Origin of the sequence: Paenibacillus sp. FSL R7-0652 (assembly GCF_038595045.1) — a bacterium.
Lineage (GTDB): Bacteria > Bacillota > Bacilli > Paenibacillales > Paenibacillaceae > Paenibacillus.
In genome coordinates this window covers 1,824,097-1,849,633 of the sequence record NZ_CP152001.1, presented here as the reverse complement: position 1 = coordinate 1,849,633, position 25,537 = coordinate 1,824,097, and the positions used below count along the sequence as shown (strand labels likewise).

General features: G+C 49.0%; 29 protein-coding genes and 2 pseudogenes. 7 read left to right on the top strand and 24 right to left on the bottom strand.

The annotated features are described in order from the left end of the window. Nucleotides 1-6 precede the first annotated feature (6 nt). Together coaA and MKY97_RS08525 are read left to right on the top strand one after the other, a co-directional pair. Nucleotides 7-936, top strand: a complete 930-nt coding sequence (gene coaA, locus MKY97_RS08530; RefSeq protein ID WP_342555025.1) for a type I pantothenate kinase — start codon at nt 7-9, stop codon at nt 934-936. A gap of 96 nt (nt 937-1,032) precedes the next feature. Continuing rightward, nucleotides 1,033-1,395 (top strand): DUF423 domain-containing protein, encoded by a 363-nt coding sequence (locus MKY97_RS08525; RefSeq protein ID WP_342555024.1) that lies wholly within the window; start codon nt 1,033-1,035, stop codon nt 1,393-1,395. A gap of 73 nt (nt 1,396-1,468) precedes the next feature. Here the strand turns inward: MKY97_RS08525 and MKY97_RS08520 are convergent, their stop codons facing one another. The 21 genes and pseudogenes from MKY97_RS08520 to MKY97_RS08420 form a co-directional block, all read right to left on the bottom strand. Next, nucleotides 1,469-2,047, bottom strand: a complete 579-nt coding sequence (locus MKY97_RS08520; RefSeq protein ID WP_342555023.1) for a histidine phosphatase family protein — start codon at nt 2,045-2,047, stop codon at nt 1,469-1,471. A 24-nt stretch (nt 2,048-2,071) separates the two neighbouring features. Then, entirely contained in the window at nt 2,072-2,869 is a 798-nt protein-coding gene (murI, locus tag MKY97_RS08515) for a glutamate racemase (protein WP_342555022.1), read from the bottom strand. Between the two features lie 345 nt (nt 2,870-3,214). After that, entirely contained in the window at nt 3,215-3,667 is a 453-nt protein-coding gene (locus tag MKY97_RS08510) for a hypothetical protein (RefSeq protein ID WP_342555021.1), read from the bottom strand. Nucleotides 3,668-3,669: 2 nt separating this feature from the next. Next, nucleotides 3,670-4,182, bottom strand: coding sequence for a GNAT family N-acetyltransferase (locus MKY97_RS08505; protein WP_342555020.1), 513 nt, complete (start codon nt 4,180-4,182; stop codon nt 3,670-3,672). A gap of 25 nt (nt 4,183-4,207) precedes the next feature. Beyond that, nucleotides 4,208-4,582 (bottom strand): hypothetical protein, encoded by a 375-nt coding sequence (locus tag MKY97_RS08500; RefSeq protein WP_342555019.1) that lies wholly within the window; start codon nt 4,580-4,582, stop codon nt 4,208-4,210. Nucleotides 4,583-4,648: 66 nt separating this feature from the next. Further along, nucleotides 4,649-4,924, bottom strand: a pseudogene (locus tag MKY97_RS08495) (serine/threonine protein kinase); the annotation flags it as partial. Nucleotides 4,925-4,983: 59 nt separating this feature from the next. Then, nucleotides 4,984-5,529 carry a GNAT family N-acetyltransferase gene (locus MKY97_RS08490; RefSeq protein ID WP_342555018.1) on the bottom strand — a complete coding sequence of 182 codons (546 nt, stop codon included), beginning with the start codon at nt 5,527-5,529 and terminating at the stop codon, nt 4,984-4,986. Nucleotides 5,530-5,684: 155 nt separating this feature from the next. Further along, the gene (locus tag MKY97_RS08485) at nt 5,685-5,852 is read right to left on the bottom strand and encodes a hypothetical protein (RefSeq protein ID WP_342555017.1); all 168 of its coding nucleotides are present in this window, start codon (nt 5,850-5,852) and stop codon (nt 5,685-5,687) included. Between the two features lie 63 nt (nt 5,853-5,915). Further along, nucleotides 5,916-6,708: pseudogene (locus MKY97_RS08480) on the bottom strand (SDR family oxidoreductase). A 234-nt stretch (nt 6,709-6,942) separates the two neighbouring features. Next, nucleotides 6,943-8,262, bottom strand: a complete 1,320-nt coding sequence (locus MKY97_RS08475) for a F390 synthetase-related protein (protein WP_342555016.1) — start codon at nt 8,260-8,262, stop codon at nt 6,943-6,945. Beyond that, nucleotides 8,259-9,143 (bottom strand): MBL fold metallo-hydrolase, encoded by an 885-nt coding sequence (locus MKY97_RS08470; protein ID WP_342555015.1) that lies wholly within the window; start codon nt 9,141-9,143, stop codon nt 8,259-8,261. The genes MKY97_RS08475 and MKY97_RS08470 overlap by 4 nt, the downstream gene beginning before the upstream one ends. Continuing rightward, nucleotides 9,137-10,132 carry an NAD-dependent epimerase/dehydratase family protein gene (locus tag MKY97_RS08465; protein WP_342555014.1) on the bottom strand — a complete coding sequence of 332 codons (996 nt, stop codon included), beginning with the start codon at nt 10,130-10,132 and terminating at the stop codon, nt 9,137-9,139. The genes MKY97_RS08470 and MKY97_RS08465 overlap by 7 nt, the downstream gene beginning before the upstream one ends. Beyond that, on the bottom strand, nt 10,129-11,478 hold the full coding sequence (locus tag MKY97_RS08460) for an ATP-grasp domain-containing protein (RefSeq protein ID WP_342555013.1): 1,350 nt from the start codon (nt 11,476-11,478) through the stop codon (nt 10,129-10,131). Before MKY97_RS08460 ends, MKY97_RS08465 begins: the two co-directional genes overlap by 4 nt. After that, a complete protein-coding gene (locus MKY97_RS08455; protein ID WP_342555012.1) occupies nt 11,468-12,469 on the bottom strand; it encodes a beta-ketoacyl-ACP synthase III in 1,002 nt (333 codons plus the stop codon). Before MKY97_RS08455 ends, MKY97_RS08460 begins: the two co-directional genes overlap by 11 nt. Nucleotides 12,470-12,727: 258 nt before the next feature. Continuing rightward, nucleotides 12,728-13,618 (bottom strand): TIGR01777 family oxidoreductase, encoded by an 891-nt coding sequence (locus MKY97_RS08450; RefSeq protein ID WP_342555011.1) that lies wholly within the window; start codon nt 13,616-13,618, stop codon nt 12,728-12,730. Between the two features lie 154 nt (nt 13,619-13,772). After that, entirely contained in the window at nt 13,773-14,213 is a 441-nt protein-coding gene (locus MKY97_RS08445; protein WP_342555010.1) for a hypothetical protein, read from the bottom strand. Between the two features lie 277 nt (nt 14,214-14,490). After that, entirely contained in the window at nt 14,491-15,279 is a 789-nt protein-coding gene (locus MKY97_RS08440; RefSeq protein ID WP_342555009.1) for a YdcF family protein, read from the bottom strand. Further along, complete coding sequence (locus tag MKY97_RS08435) at nt 15,249-15,800, bottom strand: nucleotidyltransferase family protein (RefSeq protein WP_342555008.1); 552 nt, start codon at nt 15,798-15,800, stop codon at nt 15,249-15,251. Before MKY97_RS08435 ends, MKY97_RS08440 begins: the two co-directional genes overlap by 31 nt. Nucleotides 15,801-16,075: 275 nt before the next feature. Further along, the gene (locus MKY97_RS08430; protein WP_342555007.1) at nt 16,076-16,921 is read right to left on the bottom strand and encodes an AraC family transcriptional regulator; all 846 of its coding nucleotides are present in this window, start codon (nt 16,919-16,921) and stop codon (nt 16,076-16,078) included. A 121-nt stretch (nt 16,922-17,042) separates the two neighbouring features. Next, complete coding sequence (locus MKY97_RS08425) at nt 17,043-17,900, bottom strand: DMT family transporter (RefSeq protein ID WP_342555006.1); 858 nt, start codon at nt 17,898-17,900, stop codon at nt 17,043-17,045. 106 nt (nt 17,901-18,006) lie between these two features. Next, complete coding sequence (locus tag MKY97_RS08420) at nt 18,007-18,966, bottom strand: metallophosphoesterase family protein (protein ID WP_342555005.1); 960 nt, start codon at nt 18,964-18,966, stop codon at nt 18,007-18,009. Between the two features lie 348 nt (nt 18,967-19,314). Between MKY97_RS08420 and MKY97_RS08415 the strand changes: the two genes are divergently transcribed. The 3 genes from MKY97_RS08415 to MKY97_RS08405 all read left to right on the top strand — a co-directional run bounded on the left by MKY97_RS08415 (nt 19,315) and on the right by MKY97_RS08405 (nt 21,905). Then, nucleotides 19,315-20,085, top strand: a complete 771-nt coding sequence (locus tag MKY97_RS08415) for a DeoR/GlpR family DNA-binding transcription regulator (RefSeq protein WP_342555004.1) — start codon at nt 19,315-19,317, stop codon at nt 20,083-20,085. A gap of 85 nt (nt 20,086-20,170) precedes the next feature. After that, nucleotides 20,171-20,716, top strand: coding sequence for a TetR/AcrR family transcriptional regulator (locus tag MKY97_RS08410; RefSeq protein WP_342555003.1), 546 nt, complete (start codon nt 20,171-20,173; stop codon nt 20,714-20,716). 79 nt (nt 20,717-20,795) lie between these two features. Then, nucleotides 20,796-21,905, top strand: coding sequence for an MFS transporter (locus MKY97_RS08405; protein WP_342555002.1), 1,110 nt, complete (start codon nt 20,796-20,798; stop codon nt 21,903-21,905). 34 nt (nt 21,906-21,939) lie between these two features. Here MKY97_RS08405 and MKY97_RS08400 read toward each other — a convergent pair whose 3' ends face one another. The 3 genes from MKY97_RS08400 to MKY97_RS08390 all read right to left on the bottom strand — a co-directional run bounded on the left by MKY97_RS08400 (nt 21,940) and on the right by MKY97_RS08390 (nt 23,751). Then, nucleotides 21,940-22,545 (bottom strand): DUF1349 domain-containing protein, encoded by a 606-nt coding sequence (locus MKY97_RS08400; protein ID WP_342555001.1) that lies wholly within the window; start codon nt 22,543-22,545, stop codon nt 21,940-21,942. A gap of 122 nt (nt 22,546-22,667) precedes the next feature. Next, the gene (locus MKY97_RS08395) at nt 22,668-23,201 is read right to left on the bottom strand and encodes a hypothetical protein (RefSeq protein ID WP_342555000.1); all 534 of its coding nucleotides are present in this window, start codon (nt 23,199-23,201) and stop codon (nt 22,668-22,670) included. Nucleotides 23,202-23,253: 52 nt separating this feature from the next. Beyond that, nucleotides 23,254-23,751, bottom strand: a complete 498-nt coding sequence (locus MKY97_RS08390; protein ID WP_342554999.1) for a GrpB family protein — start codon at nt 23,749-23,751, stop codon at nt 23,254-23,256. A gap of 254 nt (nt 23,752-24,005) precedes the next feature. Between MKY97_RS08390 and MKY97_RS08385 the strand changes: the two genes are divergently transcribed. Both MKY97_RS08385 and MKY97_RS08380 read left to right on the top strand, forming a co-directional pair. Further along, the gene (locus tag MKY97_RS08385; protein ID WP_342554998.1) at nt 24,006-24,275 is read left to right on the top strand and encodes a hypothetical protein; all 270 of its coding nucleotides are present in this window, start codon (nt 24,006-24,008) and stop codon (nt 24,273-24,275) included. Between the two features lie 274 nt (nt 24,276-24,549). Then, complete coding sequence (locus tag MKY97_RS08380) at nt 24,550-25,491, top strand: DUF5643 domain-containing protein (protein WP_342554997.1); 942 nt, start codon at nt 24,550-24,552, stop codon at nt 25,489-25,491. Nucleotides 25,492-25,537 lie beyond the last annotated feature (46 nt).

Here is a 25,537-nt window from a genome sequence, read left to right as displayed (position 1 = left end):
GATCTCATGAATTTATACTCACCTTACATCGAGTTTGACCGCAAAGAATGGGCCGAACTCAAACAACATCAGATCACTCTTCCGCTGACGGAAGCTGAACTGGAACAGTTAAAGGGCTTAAACGAAGAAGTATCCATTCAGGAAGTTGAGGATGTTTATCTGCCCCTTACCCACTTCATTGACTTATATGCAAGAGCTTCTCGAGATCTTGATCGGCTAACGGCCTCATTTATGAAAAAAGAAGCACTCCACACCCCCTATATAATTGGCATCGGGGGCAGCGTTGCTGTGGGAAAAAGTACGGCGGCCCGTCTGCTTCAAGCCCTGCTCGCCAGAGGCAGCAGTAAACCCAAGGTCGATCTGGTCACGACGGACGGCTTTTTATACCCGAATGCGGTCCTGGAGGAAAAAGGCATCATGAACCGTAAAGGTTTTCCCGAAAGCTATGATATCAAATCACTCATCAAATTCATGGGCGATGTGAAATCAGGCAAGCCTGAAGTGAAAGCACCCGTCTATTCACACCTGGCTTACGATGTGATCCCGGGCGAAGAGAAAACGATCTGCCAGCCGGACATTCTGATTATTGAAGGCATCAACGTACTGCAGGTGAAACGGGAGACGCCGTTACTGGTCAGTGATTTCTTTGACTTTTCAATCTACATTGATGCAGAGGAAGAGCACATAAGGCACTGGTATGTCGAGCGCTTTAAGCTGCTGCGGGAGACCGCTTTTCAAAACGTGAATTCCTTCTTCCATCAACGATTTGCCAATATTAATGAAGAGGAAACCATTGAAACAGCCAATCAGATCTGGCAGGACATTAACGCCAAAAATCTGCATGAGAACATTTTGCCAACCAAAGGACGCGCACGGTTAATTTTGAAAAAAGAAGCCGATCACTCCATTCAGCAGATTCAACTGCGCAAATTGTAATCAGATATCACAGCATCCTCTCTCGTCAAACGATGGATGTACTGCTTATTACCCGTTAGCTGAACGATAATTATCATATAAAGGAGAGAAAATGACATGCAAACTCTGATCGTTCTTGGCAGCATTATGATGTTTCTGGCCGTTGCATTGGGAGCCTTCGGGGCACACGCACTCAAACGCAAGCTGTCCGCTGATATGATCAAAATCTACGAAACCGGTGTTCAGTATCATATCGCTCACGGACTCGGCATCATCATGCTTGGACTGTTCGCAGACCGATTACCCTCCACATCCCTTGTCATGACCTCGGGTTGGCTCTTGTTTGCCGGAATCCTCCTGTTCTCCGGGAGCCTCTACACGTTGAGTATTACAGGCGTCCGCAAGTGGGGAGCCGTTACACCACTAGGCGGAGTGGCCTTTCTAGCAGGCTGGGTCACTTTGCTGATCGCAGCACTGTAAGCAACCAGCAGCTTCCATACCGTTTAATTACGTGTTCCGACTGAACGAAAGTGATGTCGGAACACTTTTTTATTTAATCCGGCCACAGTCTCGTCATACTGACCTTGTGTTCAGCCTCCTTGGTTATCCCCTCATCTGACGATGCCTGTTCGCGCCTCAGAACATATACATCCGGGTTGGACAGCTTGGCCCATTCGGTATAACCAAAAGAAGGATTGTAATGACGAATAATTAACGATAACAGGTTGCCATGTGTGACAACTGCTCCATTCGGCTCCGGTCTGCTCCAGCATTCCTCCAGCAGTTCCAAACCTCTGGCAGCCGCAGTTCTTGAGGACTCTCCGCCTTCTGCCGTCCAATCTTCATCATCATATGTACGTTTCAGCGCATCCATCCAGTCCGGCAGATCGCGAGTACTCAGCACCCGTTCCTGCAGACGTTCATCTATATGAACATGCTGTTTGACCGCTGCGCCCAGAGGCACCGCTGTCTGCACCGCCCTTTTCCACGGACTGGATACAATGTAGGAGATTCCGCGACTGGACAGCATATCGGCCAGTTTTTCGGCCTGTCTGTATCCCTCATCCGTCAGACTTGCGTAAGGCTCCTGTCCTCCGGCTCTCGCGTGACGAATCAGATAAATGGACTCCATCTCTGACACCTCCGTTGGTCTGGTCTAGAGTGATTTTTCTTTGAGATATTGAAGTGCAGTACGCATTTTATCCTGATCTTCCGTTCGGCCCGATGAACTTAGAAAAATTACTTTGTCTTCCCTTCGCCGTTCTCCGCTTCCAGCCTGCTGCTGCACATGAAGTCCCAGCCGCTGCTTCAGGTGATTCACGGTACCCGTGCTGCCGTCAACGATCTGGATATGCTCTGGCAGCACCTTACGCAGAATGGACGTATAGAACGGGTAATGAGTACAGCCCATCACCACCGTACCGTATTGGTCCAAATCCAGATTGGACAGCTTGGAGCGGAAGTAGGCTGCTGTTTGTACCGGGTCAAACTCAAGCTGTTCGCACCACTCCACGAGCTCCGGGAGCGCAAGTGAGTCAACGCGGTGCTCATCATCAACACGCGATACCAATTCGTTATACTTCGTTTGACTCAGGGTCAGAGCCGTAGCAAACACAAGCACCCGCTTGCCATTGTCCCGGTTCATCTCGACGGCGGGCTTGACGGCCGGCTCCATGCCAATAATAGGAATGTCATACATCGAGCGCAGCTCATTAACCGCCAAACTCGTTGCTGTATTGCAAGCAATGACAACCGCTTCTGCGTTTTCCCTTACAACCGCTTCTACGCAGGCAAAAATATAATTGCGGACTTCGTCCGCTGACTTGGTTCCATACGGAACATGCAGTGTATCTGCGTAATATATGTAGGATTCATCCGGAAACTGCTGCAGCGCTTTGTGCAGCACCGTTAATCCACCGATGCCTGAATCAAAAAATGCAATTTTTTTCGTCAAGGATGTCACCTCTATCACGTATTCTTTCGGCTGCAGGAACCGTTCATTACTGCTCATGCTGACTGGAGGTGAAAGTTAAATTAGAGATAGATCTGGAGTTAAACGTATTTATACAGTCCTCTATACTGACCAAGTTCTCTTCGTTAAAGTGCAAAAAAATCGTTCGACGAATACAGCCTAATCTATATTCATTTTATACTGCCTCAACCAATCTTTGCCACTGTTCCAGTCAAGCACCGGATTATCGTGTCCCAACATCTCAGCACTGGCCTGAGCCATAACCCACTCCTTCAGACCGTTGTCCTCACTGGATTCAAGCTGTTATTTCTCATGACAGCACCTCCATTAAACCAAATTTTCCTCAAATAGAGACCTGCCTTGCGACTTCCAATAACATTCTGTCTCCGGAACCCTCTCCAGAAAATTGGAGTAACTCCCCGTCCAGCCCTCAGGCATGTAATGCTCGTAAGAGGCAGGTTCAGGGAACATGGAGAAAAACAGCCTTTGATCAAAATCGACAAGAAAGGACGGTACATACTTGAGCCATTCATCGCCTTCACGGTGCTTTTCGCGAAAATGCTGCAGCTCACATCTCAGCTCCGCTGTGCTTACCTGTTCCTCCTGAATCGCTTCCAGAAAAACAGCCGCCGTCTCCTCATTTAACACATGAATGCCAAATCGTTCTTCCATCTCAACATTCAGAAACCAATATTCCCGCTCGGTAACGTACCAACGCCATATGCCCTGAAAGCACACACCTGCAATTGTATGTTCAGCATAAACAGGTTCTGTTTTCATCGTTACACCTTCCGGCGCAGGTCCTGCTCCTGCAATTGTTTGAGGTCTAAAGCAAGTTCCCAGCGCTCCTCCGTCAATTCCTGGCCCGACAGAATTTGCGTTCGAATCTCTTTCACTTCAAAACCATAAGACTCATACAACCTGCGAGCACCAAGCAAAGATTGATTGGTCCACAATAAAATCAATCGGTATCCCTGTTGGTTCGCATACGCAATCACGTGCTCAAGGAGCTTCCTTCCCCAACCTGCCCCCCGAGCTTCAGGTTCAAGCAGGAACCAGCGCAGCTGAGCGGTTGTCTCGTTTACACGTGTCAGCCCAATTGAGCCACAAGGCCTCTGAGAAAGCTCAACGATCCACAACATCTCACTTGTGAAGTCACCCGTTTGAGCGAATGTCTGGACTGTCTCGGAGATAAATGCAGCAAAGCTGTCATCATAATTATACTCGTCCCCATAAATACGGCTATGCGCTTCAATGACATATTGCAGGTCTTTTTGTATGAAATTGCGAATCATGGCTGCATGTTCTCCTGTCCTGTTCCTATCTCATCCATTGATGAAGCAGTCTCTCCCCTTCACTTCTTTGGCCAGCGGCCTGCTGTTCCAGAAATTCAGGTACCTCACGCAGATCAGCAGGACGATATCCTGCCCCGCATCCACAGTTATGAAAGGTCACACCATGACGATACAGCGTCATTACTTTGGTCCACTGCTTGACATCTGTTTGCTTCGGAGCCTGAAAATCATGACCCATATTCACCATGATCTCCGCACATTGCGGGCATTTATGTTCAAGCCCTGCTGCCGTTTGCGGATTCAAATCACGGGGGGATACTTGTTTAAAAGATTTACGGCAGTTAAAACAAGCATATATTTCTTTATACGGTCCAGACATAGCATATCGGCACACCATCATCAAACCTCCTTATCATTTTCCATTATACGGGATTTTTTGCATAGATACGAATCCGGTGATGCATCATTATGCATTCGCCTTATTCCAGGCCAGACCGAGCTCCGCCACAGATGTGTAACGGTGGGAACGGTCAGGATTGACCGCACGTATGACGACCTCATACAGCGCTTCACCGGCATCCCAACGCTCAAAGGAACGATCCAGCTCGCCACCAAGGAGAGCAAATGCCATCGCTCCCATGTTAAACACATTCGTCACCGCATCAATCGGTGCTCCAAGTTCAAATTCCTCTGGAGACATAAAGCGAGAGGAGCCCCACATCCGTCCCATTGTATTCGTGAAGGTACCTTATGAATAACTTCATCCATCATTGAACGGCTCCTCCTGCCTATTCTATCGGTTCAACCGGGCTCTCCATTGTAAAAATACGTCATGTGCGCCTCATCGTAAACCTGGCCTTCAACTTCCAGTGCATGGCGTTCGATCCCGTAGGTTTCAAACCCGTGCCGTTCATATAAACGTCTCGCCGCAGCGTTGGCCGTGACGACACTCAGGTTAATCTGCTTGAGGTTGTCCAGTTGGCTGCCCCGCTCCAGTACCTCGGTTAACATTAGAGATGCCAGTCCCTGCCCCCGATGCGCAGGCGATACATAGACACCCCAGATGAATCCCTTGTGCCTGAGCTTCAGGCCGTATTCTCTTTTAAAACCCATGATACCCGCAAGTGTGCCGTCAGGTGTGAACGCACCCAAAATATAGTCATCCGGCTCATTATGTATGCGATCCTGCACTTCACTCACAGACAGCTGGCTGGATATCTCATAAGAAGCCCCAAAAGCTTCGGGATGCGTTCGCAGGGCTTCAAGACGCAGGGGCCAATACAGCCCGTATTCTTCACGCTCCACACTGCGCAGGATGTACCTTTCTCGCCCAGCTTTCTTGTTCAACGTTCATCCACTCCCTGCATGTCATAAGGGTAATCCATCTGAAGTTTGACATTCGCCGTCGCTTCCATCTTCGTCTGAACACCCCCAAGATTTGGTTTTTTCTGCGCCTAAGAATAATTCAACTTATACAGCTATTTTTCGGGTACTCGTTCTAGTTAGTTCTTGTTGTGATTCGAATTATGGTTGTGGTCGTGGCTGTCTCTCTGGGCAAGATCACGGTCCAACGCTTCCCGTACCCGGTCACGGGCCGGGAGCTTGATGTTGATATGCAGGAGCAGACCAGTAATAATAAGAAGCAGGGCAATCACGATAACCTCAAACATGAACCAACCCCCAGTAGAAAAGTATACGGCTTCCATACATACATGTCACAGATTCACGCCCCTTCACGATCGAAGGGCACGGGCAATGATTCGCTCCAGCCACTTCCACGGCAGCAGCGCCTTTCCCATAATAAGCATCCTCGAGCCTTTACCAAGCGCATACCGCAGCCTTGGTGCTCGCATGCGTGCAATCCGCCCGATCAGTTCAGCAACCTCCTGTGGATCAGGTGCAGTCTCGCTCGCATGTCTGGAATATTGAAGGACTGCATCCAGCTTATGCTTATAAGGTGAATTCTCATTCCGATGAATCTCCCCCAATCCTTTTTTCCAGATGGGTGTGCGATACGCCCCTGGTTCCACGAGTACGACCCGAATGCCAAACGAAGACATCTCATGACGCAGGCTTTCTGTGAATCCTTCCACAGCAAATTTCGAAGCGGCATAAGGCGCATATCCGGGAAACCCCGACAGGCCACTTACACTTGAAAGATTAACAATCAGTCCCTGCTTCTGCTGACGCATAACAGGCAGGACGGCACGTGTGACCGCGATTAATCCAAACAGATTGGTCTCCATCTGCCGCCGCCAGTCCTCCATCGACACTTCTTCAATGAACCCGCCCACAGCGAAGCCGGCATTATTCACCAGTATATCAATGCGTCCATATTGCTGTATCACCGTGTCGACCGCGGTCTGTATAGACTCCGAATCCAGTCACATCCAGCTGCAGATAATGGAGCCCGTCCGTTACACCCGCTTCCTCGGCACGGTTCACAAGTTCTCCCTTGCGGCTCAGATCACGCATCGTTGCAGCAGCAAGATAACCCTGTTTGGCAAGCGTGATGGCAGTCAGCATACCAAAGCCGCTGGATGTGCCTGTAATTAAAGCAACAGGACGCTCGCTGCCGTGTTTGAGTGTTCTTGTTTCTTCTGCACCCGATGTCGGCACTGCTTCCGCTGTCTTGTTTTCCCGCGCTGCCTCTCTTCCATCTGCAGTATTTGGCGGTACATCTTCTCCTATTTTATAAGCCCATACCGTCATTTCATCACCTGCTCTCTGATCATTGGTTACCTGAACCTGCTTCTTCCCTTAGTCCTGGCGTCTCTCCACCCGCCGCAGCTTGGTTATTCCGGCTTCGAACGTGTACGGCACATAACGCACCTCTGGCAGCACACACTGCATCCGGTCTGCTAATCTTCCGAGCTCCCGCATGACTGCAGCCCGCACCTGGTTCTCATCTGCTTCTTCGCTGATCCGCATCGAAACTTCCAGTACTCCGCTCCCGCGCTGCACCACACGATAATGCTCGATGGCCGGCGAAGCTGCAATCACGGCACGACTGATAAAATCCGGGAAAACCGAAACAGCCTCACCCTCCGATACATGTGAAAAATAGAGCGTATCATCACTGCGGCCTTCTATCCGCTCAATGGGAGTAAACAATGAACCGCAGGGGCAAGGCGCTGCCGCTTCGGTTAGTATATCATTCAGCCGATATCGGATGATCGGCTGTGACGTTCTGGAAAAGTCCGTAATCACAGGCACGAACCGACGAGTCGCAGGATCAATGTATTCTTTTTCAATATGCACAATGTCTTCGTTAAGATGTAATGTACCATGAGAACAGGTCGCACCCAGAAAACCCTCTGTGCACTGATATACCTGATGAACGGTCTGCCCGAATACGCGCTCCAGCACGTTACGATCGAGTGGATCAAGCACCTCAGCGGCTGAAATGATCTTATGCGGCTCATAGGTCAGACGGCCCTGCAGATACGAATCGGCCAGTATACGAAGCATGGAAGGCGGAGCCACCCACACAGTGGGCTGGTATTGTTTCATACGTTCGATCAGAACATCCACATGTTCCAGCAGGTCAAAGTATTGAAACTGCAGTCTGCCGCGCTTCACAGATTCGTACAGCTTACTGTTTGCACGCAGGAAGAAAGCAATCTTGGCGGGTTTCCACAGCCCACCCGGCAGCAGTTTGGCCAATACTGTACCTGTCCAAGCATCCTGCTCCCGATCACTCACAAGAAACAGGCCCCGGTTACCAGATGTCCCCGAGGACAGCCCCACCGTTATTCCTTGAATAGAGGACTGCTTGAAATCACGAGTGTCTTCACTTTCCCCTGCCAGAATAAACGCCTCTTCCTTCGTGATACCTACGGTGTTCAGCGCATCGAAATGCTGCATCATAATGGACTTGTCGATCTGCGGAAAATGTCTCCACTGCGATGCGTTCCGTTCGCCCCACCACTCGCGGTAGAACAGTGATGCCGCTCGGACATGCTCGACGTGCCGCCGGATTCGTCGTTCCTGCCAGCGTTCAAGCTGCTCCCGATTGGCCCATCTTCGCATTCCTCGTGCAAGTGCATAATGAGTTACAATGCGAAACGGACTGCTCATAACTCGGTACCTCCCATGCCCCATGAACGCAGCACTTCTTGACAGTGGCTCGGTACAATCCGAAGATCAGGAAACTGCTGATGCAGCTGAACTAACTTATCAAAGTTCCGTCTGTACTCCCGCCGATCCGACATAATGATGCTCGCAAGCGCATGGGGTCTGCGCTGTTCACGAAACGCCCGACTTGACCACACCGCATCGGCACACAGAAAATAGGTATGCTGCTCTGTCCGCAGCAAGAGACCCATCATGCCTTCCGCATGACCGGATACATCGACACCCAGCACGCTGCCGTCCCCAAAAATATCGTACACCTCATCCCAAGGGAATCCATCCGGCACTACTACTCCCGCATGCTCTGTCACCTCCGCCCATCGTTTGGGCTGCGAGTTCACGGGCAGCGACCGAGGGACAAAATCATCGGGGAGCAGCCCTGCCAGAAATCCGGCCTTTACTGCCGCAATCGGACCAAGTGAGCGAACAGCATCATAGGCTCTTGGCAGATAAATAAAAGCGGCCTCCGAAAAATCACGCACACCAGCGATGTGATCCCCGTGAAAATGGGAAAGAATGACATAACGAATATCCGATGCAAGCAGCCCGATCCGCTTCAGAAAATGAACAGCGCTGTCCTCGTCCCGATATACCACGGGTGTGATATGACGATATAATGCATTAGGCAGACGTGCAGTCTCATCGAAAAAGCGGGAACTGTACCCCGTATCCAGCAGCACAGGACCATGTACCGGATGAATAATGCAGGCAAACCCTGCCGGAAAAGGAACAGGCTTTATGCTTCCGCCGCGAAGCGTCAGCCTTTCGGGATGTGTACAGTACCCTGCTGCACCCAAATATAACGTTACTGGCATTGTCGTCAGCATGATCCACCTCTCCACCAATCCGCAAATTGCTGCAGTCCCGCTTCAATAGACACCCGCGGTATATATCCCAACCGCTCTTTGGCATCGTTAATGTTCAGCGTCTGCGGCACACCCAGAGATCCAACCGTATATCTGGTAAGCATTGGTTCGCCAAGAGCCGGAATGATCCGATGCACACCTTCCAGCAAAGCTGCAGCACCATAAGCCGCCCGGTATGGAACATTCAAGCGCCGAAGCGGCATGTCTAACAGTTCAAACAGGCTGCTGACCAGTTCAGCAAACGGTTTGGGATCTCCATTGGAAATATTATAGGCTCTACCCAGCGCATCAGTAGAAGCACGCTGGCACAATAACAAGGCATCCACTACATTATCTACGCATGTCAGGTCAATCCATGCCTGCCCACCGTCAATCATAGGCACTCCCCGTTTGGCATTTGCCGCCACAATGCGGGGAAAGAGGGTCTGGTCATACGGACCGAAAATAGCTCGCGGACGAATCATGATTGAAGGCAGACCTCTACGGTGTGCATCCATAACCAATTGCTCGGCGAGCCGTTTGGTAGCCGCATAATGATTGGCAGGTTTGGCTGGCAGCGGATCATCTTCATGAACTTCGTAACGCGGTGTAAAGTTAAAATATATACTTGGAGTGGAAACATGCACGAAACGTTCCACCTGGCTGCGCCCAGCACTATCGACCAGGTTCTGCGTGCCCTGCACATTGCTGCTGTAAAAGTCTTCGTACTTTCCCCACGGCGCCGACAATGCCGCACAGTGAAAAACGACATCCTGACCCGCACATACCTCATCCACAATCCGCCGGTCCCGAATATCGCCTTGTACAAATTGAATGCCAGCGGGGCCCAGTAAAGTCCCAATCTCTTGCTGACGGCCTAGTCCCGTTACAACCCAGCCTTCTGCGGCAAGCCGTACAGCCAGGTGTCGTCCCAAACAGCCTGTAGCCCCTGTGACCAGTGCTTTCTTCATGATTGTTCACCGTTCCATTCTATGTCATGAGTCAACGCTTCTGTCAGTGAAATCTTCTGTGAACGCGCAAGACGCCATGCCGCGAGCACTACGCTGCACTGCATGAAGAAGGGCCTCCGATCCTGAGGCATATACACGACATCCCTCGCACCACGCCAAGCGGCCATCCATGCCCTCATACTCCCTCTGCTGCCTCGAATCTGTCTCATGCCGCTTCCCAGCATAGGCAGTGAAAGCATGGCCTTAGCTCCCGGCTGCGGCGTTACTTCTATACCTTCTTTCAAAAGGCCTGCGGGGTCAAGCAAAGCGCGAACCAAACCATCACCTGGATGAAACAGATGAATGCCGCTGGTTGCCCTCGGATTGCACTCGATTGCATATACTTGTCCGTTCGCGTCTTCAATAAAATCAAATCCGATCTGCCCGCTAAAACCCGCTGCCTGCACAAATCGCTTCACCCAAGCATGAGCCTCCTCATGCTGGACCTGTTCAAAAAACACACTCGCACCTACCTCACCTGTACGGTATCCGCTCTCGTAGGCAGCATGAGCAACCAACTGCCCTTCATGCACCACACTGTAGGTGCACAGCCCCCGTCCATCTATGTACCGCTGGGCCACCCAAGGAGTCCCGGGGGATAAAAGTATTTCGTCCGGTGGATCATGACGCAGCAGGGCAAACCGGGATGGCGTGGTCATCCGTTTATGATGAGACCGCGTCTGATGTGCTTTTGCGGTACTTCCACCTGAATCGGCGAGGTTATTCTTATGGATATGGGACAGCCTCTGTAACGGCATGCGCACTCTAGCAGCAAAACGGGAATACACCGGTTTCCAGACCCACTCCTCCGTTTCTCCGAGCACCTGCTGTGTTTCCAGCCACTCCTGAGGACTCTGTATCAGATGTGTCTCTGGAACCGGAAGCCCCGCAGACTTGGCATACTGGATAAAATCATACTTGTGATGGAGCATATGCAGCTTTTCCAAGCTGGAAACCAGCACTCGGCAGTGCTTCCTCAAACGATCAGCCCCATGAGCTGCATAAAATACTTCCTCGCACATCGGAATGACCAGATCAATCTGCCATATTCTGATCCAATGTTCCAAGGCTGACAGGTATGCCTCCGTATCATGGCGCGGCGATGGAACGATAACCGATTTCTCGACTGCTCTGGACGCACTGCACAAATGCCGCTTCATGCTCTCCGCAGCAAATACCCGATGGCCCGCACGATGAAGCATACGAGCCAGATCCAGCGTCACCGGAGCTCTTCCTCCTGTAAGCAGCACTCTGCATGCTTGGTCTGCTTGAAGCCTGCTTCGTTCGAGTTCAGGTTTAGTAGTCAAAGATAAGTCCTCCCAAGGATAAACCTGCCGCCGTCCCAATCATTAATACGCGATCCCCGCGCTGTAACCGATTTTGACGAATCGCTTCATGCAGTCCCATTGGAATGGAAGCTGCAATGGTATTGCCGTGACCTCTTGTAATATCCATGAAGCGTTCTTCAGGGATGCCAAGCTTCTTGCGAATGAGACGCATAGCCATTGCACTGCCCTGATGGGGAATAACCAGCTTGAAATCCTCCATCCGGTTACCCGAAGCTTGAAGCATCTCATCCATAAAACCTGGTAACAGCTTGGATGCCATACGAAAAATCGCCTGTCCATCCATGTGAAAGAGATAGGGAGCGGGCTGCTCACGATTATAGCTGGCTGCGTGCTGACGTGTACCCCCGCCTGCTATTTCCGAAAACCTCGCCCCGCGGCTGTAAGTGCGAAGCGAAGCGTGAATGATCTGCGAGCCTGACGTCTCAGGTGTACGCTCGATAATGACTGCGGCCGCTCCATCTCCAAACAAGGCTGTACTCTCCGGGTCTTTCCAGTTTAATCCGGCAGAAGCAATCTCAGTGGCAACAAGTAATACACGCTGGTAACGGCCGGCATCCACCATATAGGAGATCACATCAAGTCCGTTCAGGAAACTCAGGCAGGTTGCATCCATATCAAAAGCAGGTACACCCGAATCCTGCTGCCCCATCGCCTGCTGGATAAACACAGCTGTACTTGGCAGCGGCTGTTCCTTTGTTCCGCTTGTGCATACCAGACAATCGATCTCTTCAAAAGAAATCCCGGCATCCAGGAGAGCAGCTTCTGCGGCTCTTGCCCCCATATAGGAGGACGTTTCTTCGCCTGAGGCATAGAAACGAAAACCTACACCTGTCGCTTTACTGACCCAGCCCGCGGGTACATTCAGGCGTGCATCCAATTCCTCGTCCGTTACTTTCATCTGAGGCAGATATTTCCCTGATCCTGCGATTCTTACTTTTCTAAGCTGCATGTGTTCAACCTCTTCTCTTCCATACGTCTTATGTAGAATTGGTGCTATTACCCATTAACCGAATCTGCCTCATGCTGAATACCGGGAAATATTTCAATACAGCTAAACCTGCAGCATGATGAGATTTTAATCTGTATATCATCAGAATCTGTAGAAGGGCAGATTGCTCTGCCCCTCCCACATTTTACATTTATGATCATCTCTACCCAGTGAGCACAGTTCCGAAAAACGTGTATGTGCGGCCTTTCCTGCTTCGCACTACTTTGAAGTTTTGAGGATGTCGGCAAGTGCGGCATCCAGTGAAGCAAAGTGAAATGTGAAACCTTCCTTTTCCATTCTGTCAGGGATCACCCAGCGGCTTTTGAGCACCAATTCCGTCTCCGTGCGAATGAATATGGCTCCAAGCTCAAGCATCCAGCGCGGAGAAGGCAGCCCAATACGTACACCCATTTGTTTCCTCAGAGACGCCATCAGTTCCTGGTTGGTCACCGGATGGGGAGATGAGGCATTGAAGACACCTTCCAGACGCGGGTGCTCCTGTACAAACATGACCATACGGAATAGATCTTCGATATGAATCCAGCTGAACTGCTGGGTACCTGCACCCTGTGCCCCTCCAAGTCCAAACCGGACCAGGTTGGTCAGCGGCCCCATCACTCCGCCTTCGCCAAGCACAATCGCAATACGCAGTGCAATCTGGCGTGTAGACGGCAGCTTGAATTCAAAAAATGCCTGCTCCCATGCTTTTGCTACATCCACGGAGAACCCTGAGCCAATCTCACCCTCTTGTTCCGTCATTGGACGATCTTCCGCATGACGATATATGGTGGCTGTACTGGAGTTAATCCACAATTCGGGCGGCTGCGCACATGCCAGCACCGCTTCTCCAAGAATGTGCGTCGTCTCTGTTCTGGATTCCATAATCATGCTGCGGTTCTCTTCCGTATAGCGGCAGTTTACCGATTTGCCAGCCAGATTAATAAGCATCTCCGCGCCTTCAAGAGCTGCAGCGATGGCTGATCGATCTTCCCAGGCGATGTGTCCGGGTTGGCGTGAAATGATAAGCACATCATATCCCCGTTTTTTAAACCTGCGTGCAAAATCCTGACCAACAAATCCGGTTCCTCCAGCAAGTACAACCTTTTTCATGGTATTCCCTCATCTCTCCATATGGGTAATGCCCTGCATTCATAACAGCTTAAACACCGCAGCCGACCCTTTCGTTTGATGATGCCCCATTTTTTTGTTGAGCAGTGCTTGAAACGCTGCGTCTCGCTTGAACCGTTTCAATTTCAATCCGAGGTCACTTCACACCAAGAGACGCGTACAGACGGCTGCGCTCTTCACTAGCCCAGGCATCCGCACAATTTTGTTCAAGCCGGTATAGAAGCTCGTCATGAAAATCATGAATCATATAACCTTCTGGCAGTTCACCCAGCATTGCCGCAAAATCATACTCCGGCAGCCCCCGCTGTCTCTCAGCGATCTGCTTTAACCAGTACATCCAGTCCTGCAGTGTGAGCACTCCCTCCTGCCACAACTCCGCCTGCAGTCCAAGCACATCCTGCAGCTGCTCGTAGGCGTATGAATCCGTGAAACACCGGCAAGCCTTCACAGCCAATTCATACAGCTCAATCACGGCACGCCGGGTTTCTTGCGTCAGTTCAACCTCCAGTCCTTCCATATAATCCTCGACCTGAATGTGCTGACCATCATCGTATAGTAAAGGCGCATGTGCCAACATCCGTATAATGTCTTCCAATTCGTTTGCTGAAACGTTTTTCTGCTCCTGAAGAGCAGGTAATTGATATGCTGTAATGATCGTTCACTCCTGCCTTGTCCATCTATTTTGACCTTTATTATAACATGCTTTGTCCACTGCTTTTGAAGTGCCGAAAGGGCATAGGGAAGTGAATTACCTCACGACTAAAGGTTCCTGTGAAAGTCTCTACCCCTTATCTTGAAAAAATAAAAACAAACCCGCCTGAGATGTTCTCAGCGGGCTTACGAATGCAGTACGGCTATAGGAAGGCTTTGACTGTGCCAAAATACTCACGAATCATGTTGATCGGCTTCAAATATCCCGGTGAAGGAGCGGATATGCCGTATTCTGCGGCGTAGCCGTTTTTGGCAGCAATATATTTGGATCTGAACATATGGTAATCACTTGTGACAATCATAATTTCGGGATGTTCCACCCCGGATGCCTCAATGATTTTTTTTGAAAAAGCCAGATTTTCCTGCGTACTTGTCGAGCGGTCTTCCATAATGATCTGAGCAGGAGCGATGCCCTGATCTACCAGATAATTTTTCATCGCAAGAGCTTCGGGAATGGATTCACCCGGTCCTTGTCCCCCGGATACAATGACCGGGATCCGCGGGTGGTCGCGAACGTAATCCAGACTGGCATCCAGCCGCTGTTTCAAGGTCAGTGATAATTCGGTCCCCTTGATTCCCGAACCGAGAATGATAACATAATCCGCCTGCTCGGTATCCTTCGAACCAAGCTGGGTAAATACAAGCGCTTCAATAATAACAAAGGATACTGCGCCGATGCCGAACCCGATCAGAAGCACACGCTTCAACCAAATGTGCTTCTCGTAATTTATCCTTCTTAATATCATAAAGGTCGCTGTGATGAGCGCCAAAAATTGAACAGCAAAGTTCCAGCCCCAGAATACAAGAAAGAAAACAAGACACGCCAGCAGCATGAGATCGAGAATATATCCTTTTTCCCGTATAAACTTCTGTACCAGTACAGCAGCACTCCTTTCGGCACTTACGCCCTTACTATCGTTAATTTGGGCCAATGTTCCTGCCAATTCTTATTGCGAACACGCTCGTTATAGTAGGCCGCATCCTTAAACGCCGGGCTTTTCCGCACAACTAACGCATACAGATCCTCCAGTCCGTATGGTGCACATATGCTGATTTGATCGTCTGTATCCAACTGCACAGCCACTGCGGTTACTCGTTCAGGCCAGAAGCGAAGCGCATCCTCGGTAGATTGATAGGGCGCATCCCCGTTACGAAGATGCATTCTCGCCTGATTTTTAACCGACCACTTGCTGCTGCCTGAAGCAGCACGCAGCCCCTGTTCAAGCTCGATGTCCCGTTCCTCCTGAAGATGAACGGCATCAAAATAAACAACATCAATATCGCTATGCAGCTCTCGTCTGGCGTACCCATGAAGATCATCCCATATGTAATTGCGAATATAACCTGCACCGATGTAACAATCCGGCAGCCTAAGCTCACGCACACGGCGTAAATCCTGGATGATCTGCTCATCCTGCCAAAGCGCTCTGACAAACCTCTCTTCACACTGCATAACCATCTCTCCCTGCCTGCACGACTTCTGATATCTTAATTCATTTCCAATATAAGTCTTCTTGTGGGGGACAACTACCTTTCAATATAACATGATTCTAACCCCGGAATAAAATAAACAACTCCGCTCAAGGTCCTCATTTTTCAAGCACACCCTTAACAAATGTACGTTAAAAAACGGTTCCTGAGAGGAGTCGTTATGTTATTATGATAAAATCTCGTGACGGCTATAGAACTATATGCACCACTCTTCTTACTCTTATGATACCAGTCTGTCTATCTAATCGGAATCCAGATTTGAGGCAGTTGATGCATCCCAGGATAGACTTCCAGTTCGGGCAACCAGGCATGTTCGTACGAAGTGGAGGGAAACCACTCGCCAACAATCCGTTTCCACAGCTTCTGCATCCCTTGAGGCATCGGTTCCTCTACCTCAAATACCGCCCATTTGCTCGCCGGAAATGCTAACGTAGGCAGTCCTTCCGGTTCATCACCTTCATAGGCTGCTGCAATCCAGTACTCCATCTGTTTATCCTGAATCTCGGACTGGTCAACACACACCCCCAGTAAACCCGGGATCACCCCGTTATTCAATGCAAAAATCCGGTCCTCCGCTCCGCTCTTGTAAGCTTCCTGCCACATATTACCGATGCCCTGCAAGTGCTGTCCATCAATATACGAAAACCTCTGGCTGATGCCTGCAATCGAAAATGGCCCCTGCTCAACAATACGATGCTTCATCGGTTCTGCTCCTACTAAACTAATTTGAATAACAAACCGATTATATGACTGCACGGAGGTACCAGACTTGCGAATTTCACTCGGGGTTATTCCATGCTGTCTTCGAAAAGCTTTGGAAAAAGATTCGGGTGTGTCATAGCCATATTTGAAGGCCATGTCCATGATTTTACAATCCCCCTGCAGCAGTTCATGTGCAGCAAGTGTCAGCCTTCTGCGCCTTATGTACTCCGCAACGGTCACCTCGGTCATCAAAGCAAAAATACGTTGAAAATGAAATACCGACATGTGTGCCTGTGCCGCAATCTGCTCCACCATCATAGATTCCAGCAGATGTTCTTCCATATATTGAATAGACTTCTGAATTGAATTAACCCATTTCATGCAGCTCATCACTCCCTGTTCCCTATCATACAGGATGATGTGCACAGCAGCCTGTCATTTTGTGCTTTTCTCTGTCCGGTATACGTTTCGCGCTCTTAGATCACAGCTTCTGGTTCCCGCACTACCCCCACATACCAATCAGCAGAATGCCGCCAAAAATGACGAGGGAACAGAGAATACGTTTCATGCCCTGCTGCTCTTTCAATAACCAGATTCCAAGAAAAGCTGCAAATACGGTACCTACCTCCCGAAGCGGACCCAATCTGGCCATCGGAGCCTGTTCCAGTGCAAACAGAAAGAGCAGGTATGATCCCGGATTCAGCAGAGCTCCTAACATAATGGTTGAACGATTCATCTTCCATTCCAGGCGCAAACCACCTGAAGCGAGCAGGGCCGGGGTTAATCCAGCCACGAAGCCAATGTTCGTTACTTCAAGCAGCGCCAGTGGCGATATATGCTGCAGATTTAATTTGTCTACAAATACGTAACTCGTTGTGCACAGTCCAACACATAATGCCATCAGAACCGGCTTTGCTCCCTGCATCCCCGTGCCTGTTCCCTTCCTTCTGCCCACCACACCGCTAAGAATGGTAAACCCAACAATCATGCAGGCGATGCCCAGCCATCCGTATCCCGTCAATCTTTCGCCTAGAAAAGCAGCCCCGATCAAAGGCACCAGCAGTGTGCTCGTGCCCCGCATAATCGGATAGATCTGAGAGAGATCTCCAAGCTCATAGGTTTGAGACAACAGCCAGGAATACAGCGCCTGCAGCCCCATTGATACAAGCAGCAGCGCATAGGCTGACATCGTTAACGGCTCACGGGACAATTCCACGACCAGTACAGGGAGCAGCAGCACCGTAGGAATCATCATAATGGACCATAAAAAAACACTTTTGTTCAAACTTCGCTTCGTGAACATACTCCAGACCGCATGAGCCATTCCCGAAGCAAGTACCAGTATTAACGGTAAAATCATGCTGTCTACGTTCCTCTCTTTTTCCTTCGCTCACGATTACTCTACAGCTGCTGATTGCTGATCTCGTCGTGTATGTGTATCTTGGGTTGATTACAGCTAAACCACTTCACCGAGAGGTCTCAGGCTGATGCTCCGGCTGCTCCTTCACCAGCGATCCATCTTCCAGACGAAGCCAGGTATCAAACGCCCGCTCGCCAGCCCTTAGCTGAATCACACGTGCTCCGCGCAGCATCCCTTCCCTGCCGTATGTGCTGTGTCCGCTGGAACGCCCGTAGCAGAGACGTATCCCATGATACTGTCCGTGAAAATCATTCACATGATCATGCCCGCAGAACGTACCCATCACATCACCCATCTCCAGCAGCGCAGCGAATAACCCTGAATTGACCTGCGCACAGCAGACCGGTTCGTATTTGCTGCCCCAGCAGAGCTGCGTGTCCCACATCGTTTGATATTCCGGAATCGGGATATGAAAAAACGCCAGAGCTGGGAGCTTATCCCCGCGGCTGCGGCCGGGATTGACGCGTGTGGATTCATCCATCAGCCACCGCAGCTGACTCTGCTGAATCCAGCCATAACCCGGGATTGATTCCACGGTTGAATAACTTCCCGAATCGAGCAGATACAGCACAGCTGCCGGAAGGCCATCTGCCCCGGCAATCTCCAGCGTGTAATTGCCCACACCTGCGATGTCGCGAGGTCCCGCCTGCGTCACGCTGCAGGCATGTTCCTGAACCACACGCATAAGTTCCAATGGAGTGATTCGCTGTTCAGCATCATGATTACCGTATACAAAAGCCCACGGAATCCCGCATTCTTCCACAGCAGAAACCGCATCGCGAAAAGCCTGCTCCGGCTGCTCGCACGCTTGATTCCCCGGATCTACAGGGCCGGTGTAGATGACGTCTCCTGTGAAAACAACCAGATCAGGCTGCTCAAGCTCGATGATGGACTGCATCATCCGCCGGGTTCGAAGATCCTCAGGCCGCCCGTCTTTCCAATGCAGATCGGTAAATTGTACGATCGTAAAGGTTCCATTTTCGCGAAAAGCAAGCTGTCGTTTCAATGTTTGTCCCTCCCAAAAACCACATGAATATGCATTGGAACAGAGCATTAACCGTCACCAATGGCTTGATTTCATGCAGCGTGAATGATGTATTTTTCGATATGTATGATTGATTAATCTTCACAAATGACTAAACAGGTTAATCCATTCTCCTTATTTTAAATTGTGGTTTAATGTGGTTTTTAGTTGTTTTACATGATATTACTCTCGCTATTTGCACCTGTCAACACATTAAAACAGCGTCTGGACAAATGAAATTGACAAGGAGTTTGTACAAACTTACACTATTAGAAAACAACAACAATCCACAAAAACAGTAATCTCGGATCGCAAGGAGGCCGGATCAACATGTCTTTAACATACGAGGAACGAAAACATACCATTCTTGCTCAGCTTGCCACACAAGGCAAAGTCCAGGTACAGGCACTGGCTCAGCTCTTTGATGTCTCTACAGAGACTATTCGGCGGGACCTGGATCGTCTGGAGAAAGAAGGCGAGCTTCGCAAAGTTTACGGAGGTGCTGTACGTGTTCGCTCAGGTATGATTGAAGCGCCCTTTCAAAAGCGTTCACAGCTGCAGCTTCAGGAAAAAAAGGCGATTGGTGCAGCTGCGGCTTCATTGATTGAGGACGGTGAGACCATCATGCTGGATAATGGCACAACCACCCTCGAAATTATGCGTCAGCTGCAGCATCGTTCACTAGTGACGGTCATTACCAATTCGGTTCCCATTCTTACGACAGCTCTCGAGTCTTTTGCCGGCAAAATCATATTCGCCGGGGGTGAGATTCGTGCAGCTGTACAAGCCGCTACCGGACCTGCGGCACATGATATGCTTGAACAGTTCAAAGTCAACAAAGCGTTCATCTCGGCTGGCGGTGTTTCCTTCACGGATGGCATCACGGATTATATGCTGGAAGAAGCTTTGATCTCGCGCAAAATGATGGAACGGGCTGAAGAGGCCATTTTGGTGGCGGATCATACCAAGTTTGGACGCTCCACCTTTGCCAAGATTGCACCTGTAGAACATATTTCCATGGTCATCACAGACTCAGCATGTCCTGCGGAATGGATTGAGAGCCTTCATCGGCTGGAAATTGAAACGGTCATTCAAGTTTGACAACGGAAACCGCTTTCTATATTTTGGATAGATACAGCCATCATTCTGCTGCACCCGTGAAAATGTTTGAAAGGAGTGAGCCAGCATGAGCAGCAAAAAGGAAATGCTCCTGAATGTGTCAGAAGATCTTTTTTATCGGCATGGTTTTCATGCGATTGGTTTAAAACGGATCATTACCGATGCCGGAGTGGCCATTATGACCCTATATAATCACTTTAGTTCCAAGGATGATCTCATTGTCGAAGTACTTCTGCGCCGCGAACAGCGCTATTTGGAGCAGCTGCGTTTATATGCAGATAACAAGACACAGTCTGTCTTTCTAAATCTGGCTGAGGGACATGCCAAATGGCTGATGGAATATGAGGCCAGAGGATGCCTTTTTTTACGGGCAAAGGAAGAGTTCGGCGCTGATCCGGACCATATTGTCGTGCAAACGGTGAACGGACACAAAAAACATGTCATGACCCTGATAAAAAAATGTGATCCCCAAGCCAATGACCGGAACGTCATGCAGTTTATGCTTCTGCTGGAGGGTTCTACGGCGCTTGCCGAAACGGAAAATGTAAAAGTTGTGTGCCGGGAACTGATTCACATGACTCAAAATAGTTTCAAATCATTACACAAAGGGTGAGTTCATATTTCAACTCACTTTTTTTATTTCACAAGAAATATAATGATCGTTCTATCCAAAAAAGGCGGTGGAATTGTAAATGAAAAAAATAGTCCTTCCTGGCGTTGCCCTCATCGCCGTATGTTATGCTTTTGGGCGTTTCAGCTACGGACTGTTTATGCCGGAAATATCCGAGGCACTGCAATTATCTGAATCGGCATCCGGGGCCATTAACTCGGCAACCTATATCGCTTATTGTCTTGCACTTCTAACGGCTCCTCTGATTATTAATCACAAGGGGCACCATTACGTGATTCAGCTTGCAGGGATCAGTGCGATTCTCGGCTTGATTGGTATTGGCTTGGCCCATGACGCCTGGCTGCTTGCAGTCAGCGTTTTTCTCGCTGGACTCAGCACAGGCTGGGCATCGCCTGCTCTTGGTAATGCGGTCAGTGCGGAGCTCGAACCAAATCTGCATGCCAGAGCCAACAGCTGGATTAATACAGGAACCAGCTTCGGCATTATTGTGTCCGGTCCGCTCTATTTGCTGTTCACCGATTACTGGCGTATCAGTTATATCTTGTTCGCCCTCATCGGCGTGACTGTGCTGATCTGGAACAGACGGGTGATTCCGGCAACTAAAACCCTGCCCTGCACGAAATCAATCTGGGCCTGTATGAAACCGACCAGACCCGGCTCAGCTTTACTTATGGCTTGCCTGTTAACAGGTGCGAGCTCTGCGATTTATTGGACGTTTGCCCGAAATTTCCTTACGGAAGACAAAGGGGCCTCCGATTCGGAGGCCGTCCTGTTCTGGATTGTGATGGGTATTACGGGGATTCTGGGCGGATGTGCAGGACGAATCATTGAACGAATTGAGCTTGCCTGGTCTTATCGGTTAGGCATTCTATTATTATCCATCTCGCTCGGCGTTATTGTGCTGCCTTCCATGACAGCAAGTCTGGTCTCTGCCGTCCTGTTCGGAAGTACGTACATTTTTCTCACCAGCATATTTATTGTATGGGCGACTAGACTGTTTCAACCCAATGTATCCATTGGGATCAGCCTTGCCTTTCTTGCACTGGGTGCGGGTCAATTTCTGGGATCATTCATGGCAGGTTATACCATCGAAGTATTTTCCAATACAGCAGCCTTCATCGCTTTTGCAGCACTTGGTTTGCTGGGGTTATTCCTTCGTGTAAAAGCTTAAACAGGTGTGGTAGTCGTAAGGCAGCAGACGAGGATTACTGCACCTGCAGAATACTTCCCTCCAACCCTTGCTGCAGTCGTACGCCGCTGAACGCAACTTGGGTCCCCTGCCCAATGGGTGACTGGGCCACAAGACCAACCTGAATCTCTTCAGGACAATCCATGCCAAAATAACGAACCAGTTTCCATTTTTCACCATCCTGAGAATAATGGAAAGCAAAGCTGCAGCCAACCCGAGCCAAACGCAGATACGGTTTCGTGACGTGTATTGGAGCAGATACGCAGTCATCCGAGTGTCCACGGGTAACGACGCTCAGAATGGATGGCTGCTCTTCAAAATATTCAAAGCATACTTTTGCCCAGGTTGTCTCGTTTGCTCTGACCATTAGACATCCTGAATCATACTGCTCTTTCATCTCCACATGTACCTGAGCAGTTATACTGAAATCACCTGTAATCCGTGTATGTAAAAACGGTGCTGATGCCTTCACCGCCGCGCCCGCCGGATCAATGAAAAAATCACTTGCCGGCGGCACGGTCATACATACTTCTCCATTTTCAACAAACCATTCCTCCGGCTCATTCAACCACTCCAGATCCGCAGCTAATCTCTTACCTGAACTATGTTGGAACAGATTCATTACGCAGCGCTCCTTTTAACTGTAAAATAAATGTACATAGACTATACGAAATATTCCGTGTATATCACGAAGCGAATTCTGTTCAGGCACCAAAATCCTGCTCCCTTACTTCATACAATGGACTAGCAGAATGGTCTGACGACACGTTCGTCCCAAACCTGCACCTCAATATAACGCTCGGGCCCCTGTTCTCCCGTCTGATTCCATTCCTGCGGCAGGCCATAGGTCTGTATGAGTTCACCGATTTCGGATTTAGTATAGACCTGCCTGCGGTAAGGCTTGCCGTCTGCATAACGCATCGTTGGAAAGAGATCACCGTACGTGAAACTCACCACGTCTGAGGGAAGCTTCTCCCATGGTATGATGATATGCTCCGGCTCCCTATACCACGACTCCAGCCAGGGGCATGAACCAAGGGTCATATAATGGGGGTAGGATTGTGCCGGCCGGCCTCCTTTGGCTGCAAATTTCACATATGCTGTCTGCTCAAGCTCTCTGCGTATAGTCATATAATCAGCTGAGCGCTGACTGGCAAAGATTCGGCCTTCCTGCCGGATCTGCTGCAAAGCTGCTTCCGCCTCGCTTAACGAAAAGCTGGAAAGATTACAGAAGGGACCTCTCTTTTTCTCAAAGTAGTGGTATGCATTCAAGTTCATGCAGCTCAACTCCCTGATGGTATATGAATCCAATTATACTCAATCCATTCGATTACAACCCTGCACTCTGGATGACGGATTGTATAAAAGAAGCTTTGGCACTGGTATACCCCACCCGGTCATGACGGAATTGCTGCGCGAGTTCTCTTTTTAATCTATCATAAGTTTGCATCAGACGGGGATCATGCCGAAGCGCATTACGAAACCTCAGCTGATCTTCCCACGCTTTCCCCTGATATTTATACACATGCAGATGGTGAGTGCCTGCTCTCCACTGCCCTTTGCGGAAGAAAAGACGCTCCGGGAAATCCGGTTTGTGCATGTATTCATAACCGAGTACAGACAGCGAGTCAATGTGTTCCCGCTGCACTACTTGCAGATCAGAAACACCTGCCATCATATCGATTAAGGATTTGGCACCAAGCCCGGGTACAGCGGTACTGCCGATATGTTCCATACCCAGACAGATATCGTGCAGCGCTGCCATTATGTGTTCACGCTCGGTCAGGTAACTCTCGGCCCATTCAGGATTATATTCAGTAATCTCCACCAGCTCTTGGATAGCAATACACCTCTTTCCTCTGCAAAATAATATGACAGATCGTTTACTGCAGATAATGGCATCGTTTACTGTAGATGATATACATAGTTTACTTTAAAGGCGCAGCTCAGTGAAATATGCTGCAGCTCTAATCTATGATCTAATTCAAGTATATTAATTAGGAATTTTTAACCAAAAATGATAAACTGGAACTATCCTGCAATGACTACTATTTTAGTATCACAGAACAAGGAGGTCATCTTATGTTTGGTGTAAGCGCAAAACAAGTAGAGGATCAACTCGTCATTCGTTGGCAGTTTTCCAAAATTGAAATCCCTCTTGCAGAGATCACATCTGTTACGCTGGATGATTTTTATGGAGGCAGTGAACCTTCGGCTATTCGGATTGGACCTGTGAATGGGACAACCGAACGGATTGCCATCCGCACTACGCGTCAATCCTACATTTTATTTACGAACAGCGAGAATCTGTTTCCCGAAATTCAAGCCATGCTGACTCACGCGGCGGGTTAACGGTCCAAGATCAGTTCTTCATCTCTCCCGAAATCTTGATAACCTCAAAATTTACGCTTAATGAATATCGAAACGCCGGAGAGAATGTTCTCTGGCGTTTTCTATTCCCCTCACTAAATACCTTTCTATTACCGAGCATCTAAGACGAAACAGAATCCAGATAAACGTAACTCATACTCCGTCTATAAGACCTCTTGTTCAATCCATGTCACAATATCATGATCGGGAATTGTTACATAGATATCCGGATAATCATATGACACAGGAGGAAAGCATGAAAAATCAAGTTAATAAGAAGCTCTCATTAAGTAAAGTGGCTGTGGCTTGTTTTATGGCTGCGGCTGTAACAACGACAGGAACAGGAGTATTGTGGAACTTTTCGTCTACAGCAGAAGCAGCTCAAGCAAGTACGGCAAACTCTAAAAGTGTAACTCATGATGGGGTTATACTTACGTTGTCTGAGGTAGAGTATGACGGTTTGTTACTCAAAATAACGATAAAACGTGAAGGCAAGGGTCTGCCTGAGGGAATGATGGCTTCCTATAATCAAAAAAATACGGTAAAAGGCCATCTGAAGACACCTGAAATTCTAATCAATGGTCAAAAAGACAGTAAAGCCACGACTGGATTACGCAGTCATTTAAAAGAATCAAATACTGCTATTTTGGAATATAAATCCGAATCTCTTCCAGATCAATTTGAATTGACCCTTCGGATGCCTGTAAGCAGCATTAAGGAGAACTTCGAGTTTAAGATTCCGGTTAAGAAACAAAACGGACTCATTCAAATCAAACCGAATCAGACGAAGGAAAGCAAAGGATTCAGTTATACAGTACAAAAAATAAATATGACTTCTAGCCAGACTCAACTCGTACTGGACAGCAAAGGAAAAGTCCCTGCATCCTCCAAACAAACGGGAGTATATGCCCCAACCATGATGTATTACGATATTGTGGATGACCAGGGCAAGACGCTGAAGCAGAAACGATTAGCTTTCTATTCCAAAAAGCCAGGCACCAAGTATCATATTGACGAACTATATGATGCCGTCAGTCCGCAAACCAAGTCGATCACAATCAAACCTTACACCTTCACGGTAAAACCTTCGGATTGGAGCATTGTAGGAGAAAAAGTGGACAAAAAAGGACGAATCATCAGCTCAGGAACCAAGACATACATCAAAGAATTAGAAATGAAAGTTAATATCACAAAATAACTTCAATTAACAGCACAAGAAAACTTTTAATCGTGTCACAGATGAA

What these genes read in the sequence shown, in the direction of transcription:
- coaA (WP_342555025.1), top strand. Translation starts at nt 7, where the DNA reads ATGAATTTATACTCACCTTACATCGAGTTTGACCGCAAAGAATGGGCC.
- MKY97_RS08525 (WP_342555024.1), top strand. Translation starts at nt 1,033, where the DNA reads ATGCAAACTCTGATCGTTCTTGGCAGCATTATGATGTTTCTGGCCGTT.
- MKY97_RS08520 (WP_342555023.1), bottom strand. Translation starts at nt 2,047, where the DNA reads ATGGAGTCCATTTATCTGATTCGTCACGCGAGAGCCGGAGGACAGGAG.
- MKY97_RS08510 (WP_342555021.1), bottom strand. Translation starts at nt 3,667, where the DNA reads ATGAAAACAGAACCTGTTTATGCTGAACATACAATTGCAGGTGTGTGC.
- MKY97_RS08505 (WP_342555020.1), bottom strand. Translation starts at nt 4,182, where the DNA reads ATGATTCGCAATTTCATACAAAAAGACCTGCAATATGTCATTGAAGCG.
- MKY97_RS08500 (WP_342555019.1), bottom strand. Translation starts at nt 4,582, where the DNA reads ATGATGGTGTGCCGATATGCTATGTCTGGACCGTATAAAGAAATATAT.
- MKY97_RS08485 (WP_342555017.1), bottom strand. Translation starts at nt 5,852, where the DNA reads ATGTTTGAGGTTATCGTGATTGCCCTGCTTCTTATTATTACTGGTCTG.
- MKY97_RS08475 (WP_342555016.1), bottom strand. Translation starts at nt 8,262, where the DNA reads ATGAGCAGTCCGTTTCGCATTGTAACTCATTATGCACTTGCACGAGGA.
- MKY97_RS08470 (WP_342555015.1), bottom strand. Translation starts at nt 9,143, where the DNA reads ATGCTGACGACAATGCCAGTAACGTTATATTTGGGTGCAGCAGGGTAC.
- MKY97_RS08465 (WP_342555014.1), bottom strand. Translation starts at nt 10,132, where the DNA reads ATGAAGAAAGCACTGGTCACAGGGGCTACAGGCTGTTTGGGACGACAC.
- MKY97_RS08455 (WP_342555012.1), bottom strand. Translation starts at nt 12,469, where the DNA reads ATGCAGCTTAGAAAAGTAAGAATCGCAGGATCAGGGAAATATCTGCCT.
- MKY97_RS08450 (WP_342555011.1), bottom strand. Translation starts at nt 13,618, where the DNA reads ATGAAAAAGGTTGTACTTGCTGGAGGAACCGGATTTGTTGGTCAGGAT.
- MKY97_RS08445 (WP_342555010.1), bottom strand. Translation starts at nt 14,213, where the DNA reads ATGTTGGCACATGCGCCTTTACTATACGATGATGGTCAGCACATTCAG.
- MKY97_RS08435 (WP_342555008.1), bottom strand. Translation starts at nt 15,800, where the DNA reads ATGCAGTGTGAAGAGAGGTTTGTCAGAGCGCTTTGGCAGGATGAGCAG.
- MKY97_RS08430 (WP_342555007.1), bottom strand. Translation starts at nt 16,921, where the DNA reads ATGAAATGGGTTAATTCAATTCAGAAGTCTATTCAATATATGGAAGAA.
- MKY97_RS08425 (WP_342555006.1), bottom strand. Translation starts at nt 17,900, where the DNA reads ATGATTTTACCGTTAATACTGGTACTTGCTTCGGGAATGGCTCATGCG.
- MKY97_RS08415 (WP_342555004.1), top strand. Translation starts at nt 19,315, where the DNA reads ATGTCTTTAACATACGAGGAACGAAAACATACCATTCTTGCTCAGCTT.
- MKY97_RS08410 (WP_342555003.1), top strand. Translation starts at nt 20,171, where the DNA reads ATGAGCAGCAAAAAGGAAATGCTCCTGAATGTGTCAGAAGATCTTTTT.
- MKY97_RS08405 (WP_342555002.1), top strand. Translation starts at nt 20,796, where the DNA reads ATGAAAAAAATAGTCCTTCCTGGCGTTGCCCTCATCGCCGTATGTTAT.
- MKY97_RS08400 (WP_342555001.1), bottom strand. Translation starts at nt 22,545, where the DNA reads ATGAATCTGTTCCAACATAGTTCAGGTAAGAGATTAGCTGCGGATCTG.
- MKY97_RS08395 (WP_342555000.1), bottom strand. Translation starts at nt 23,201, where the DNA reads ATGAACTTGAATGCATACCACTACTTTGAGAAAAAGAGAGGTCCCTTC.
- MKY97_RS08385 (WP_342554998.1), top strand. Translation starts at nt 24,006, where the DNA reads ATGTTTGGTGTAAGCGCAAAACAAGTAGAGGATCAACTCGTCATTCGT.
- MKY97_RS08380 (WP_342554997.1), top strand. Translation starts at nt 24,550, where the DNA reads ATGAAAAATCAAGTTAATAAGAAGCTCTCATTAAGTAAAGTGGCTGTG.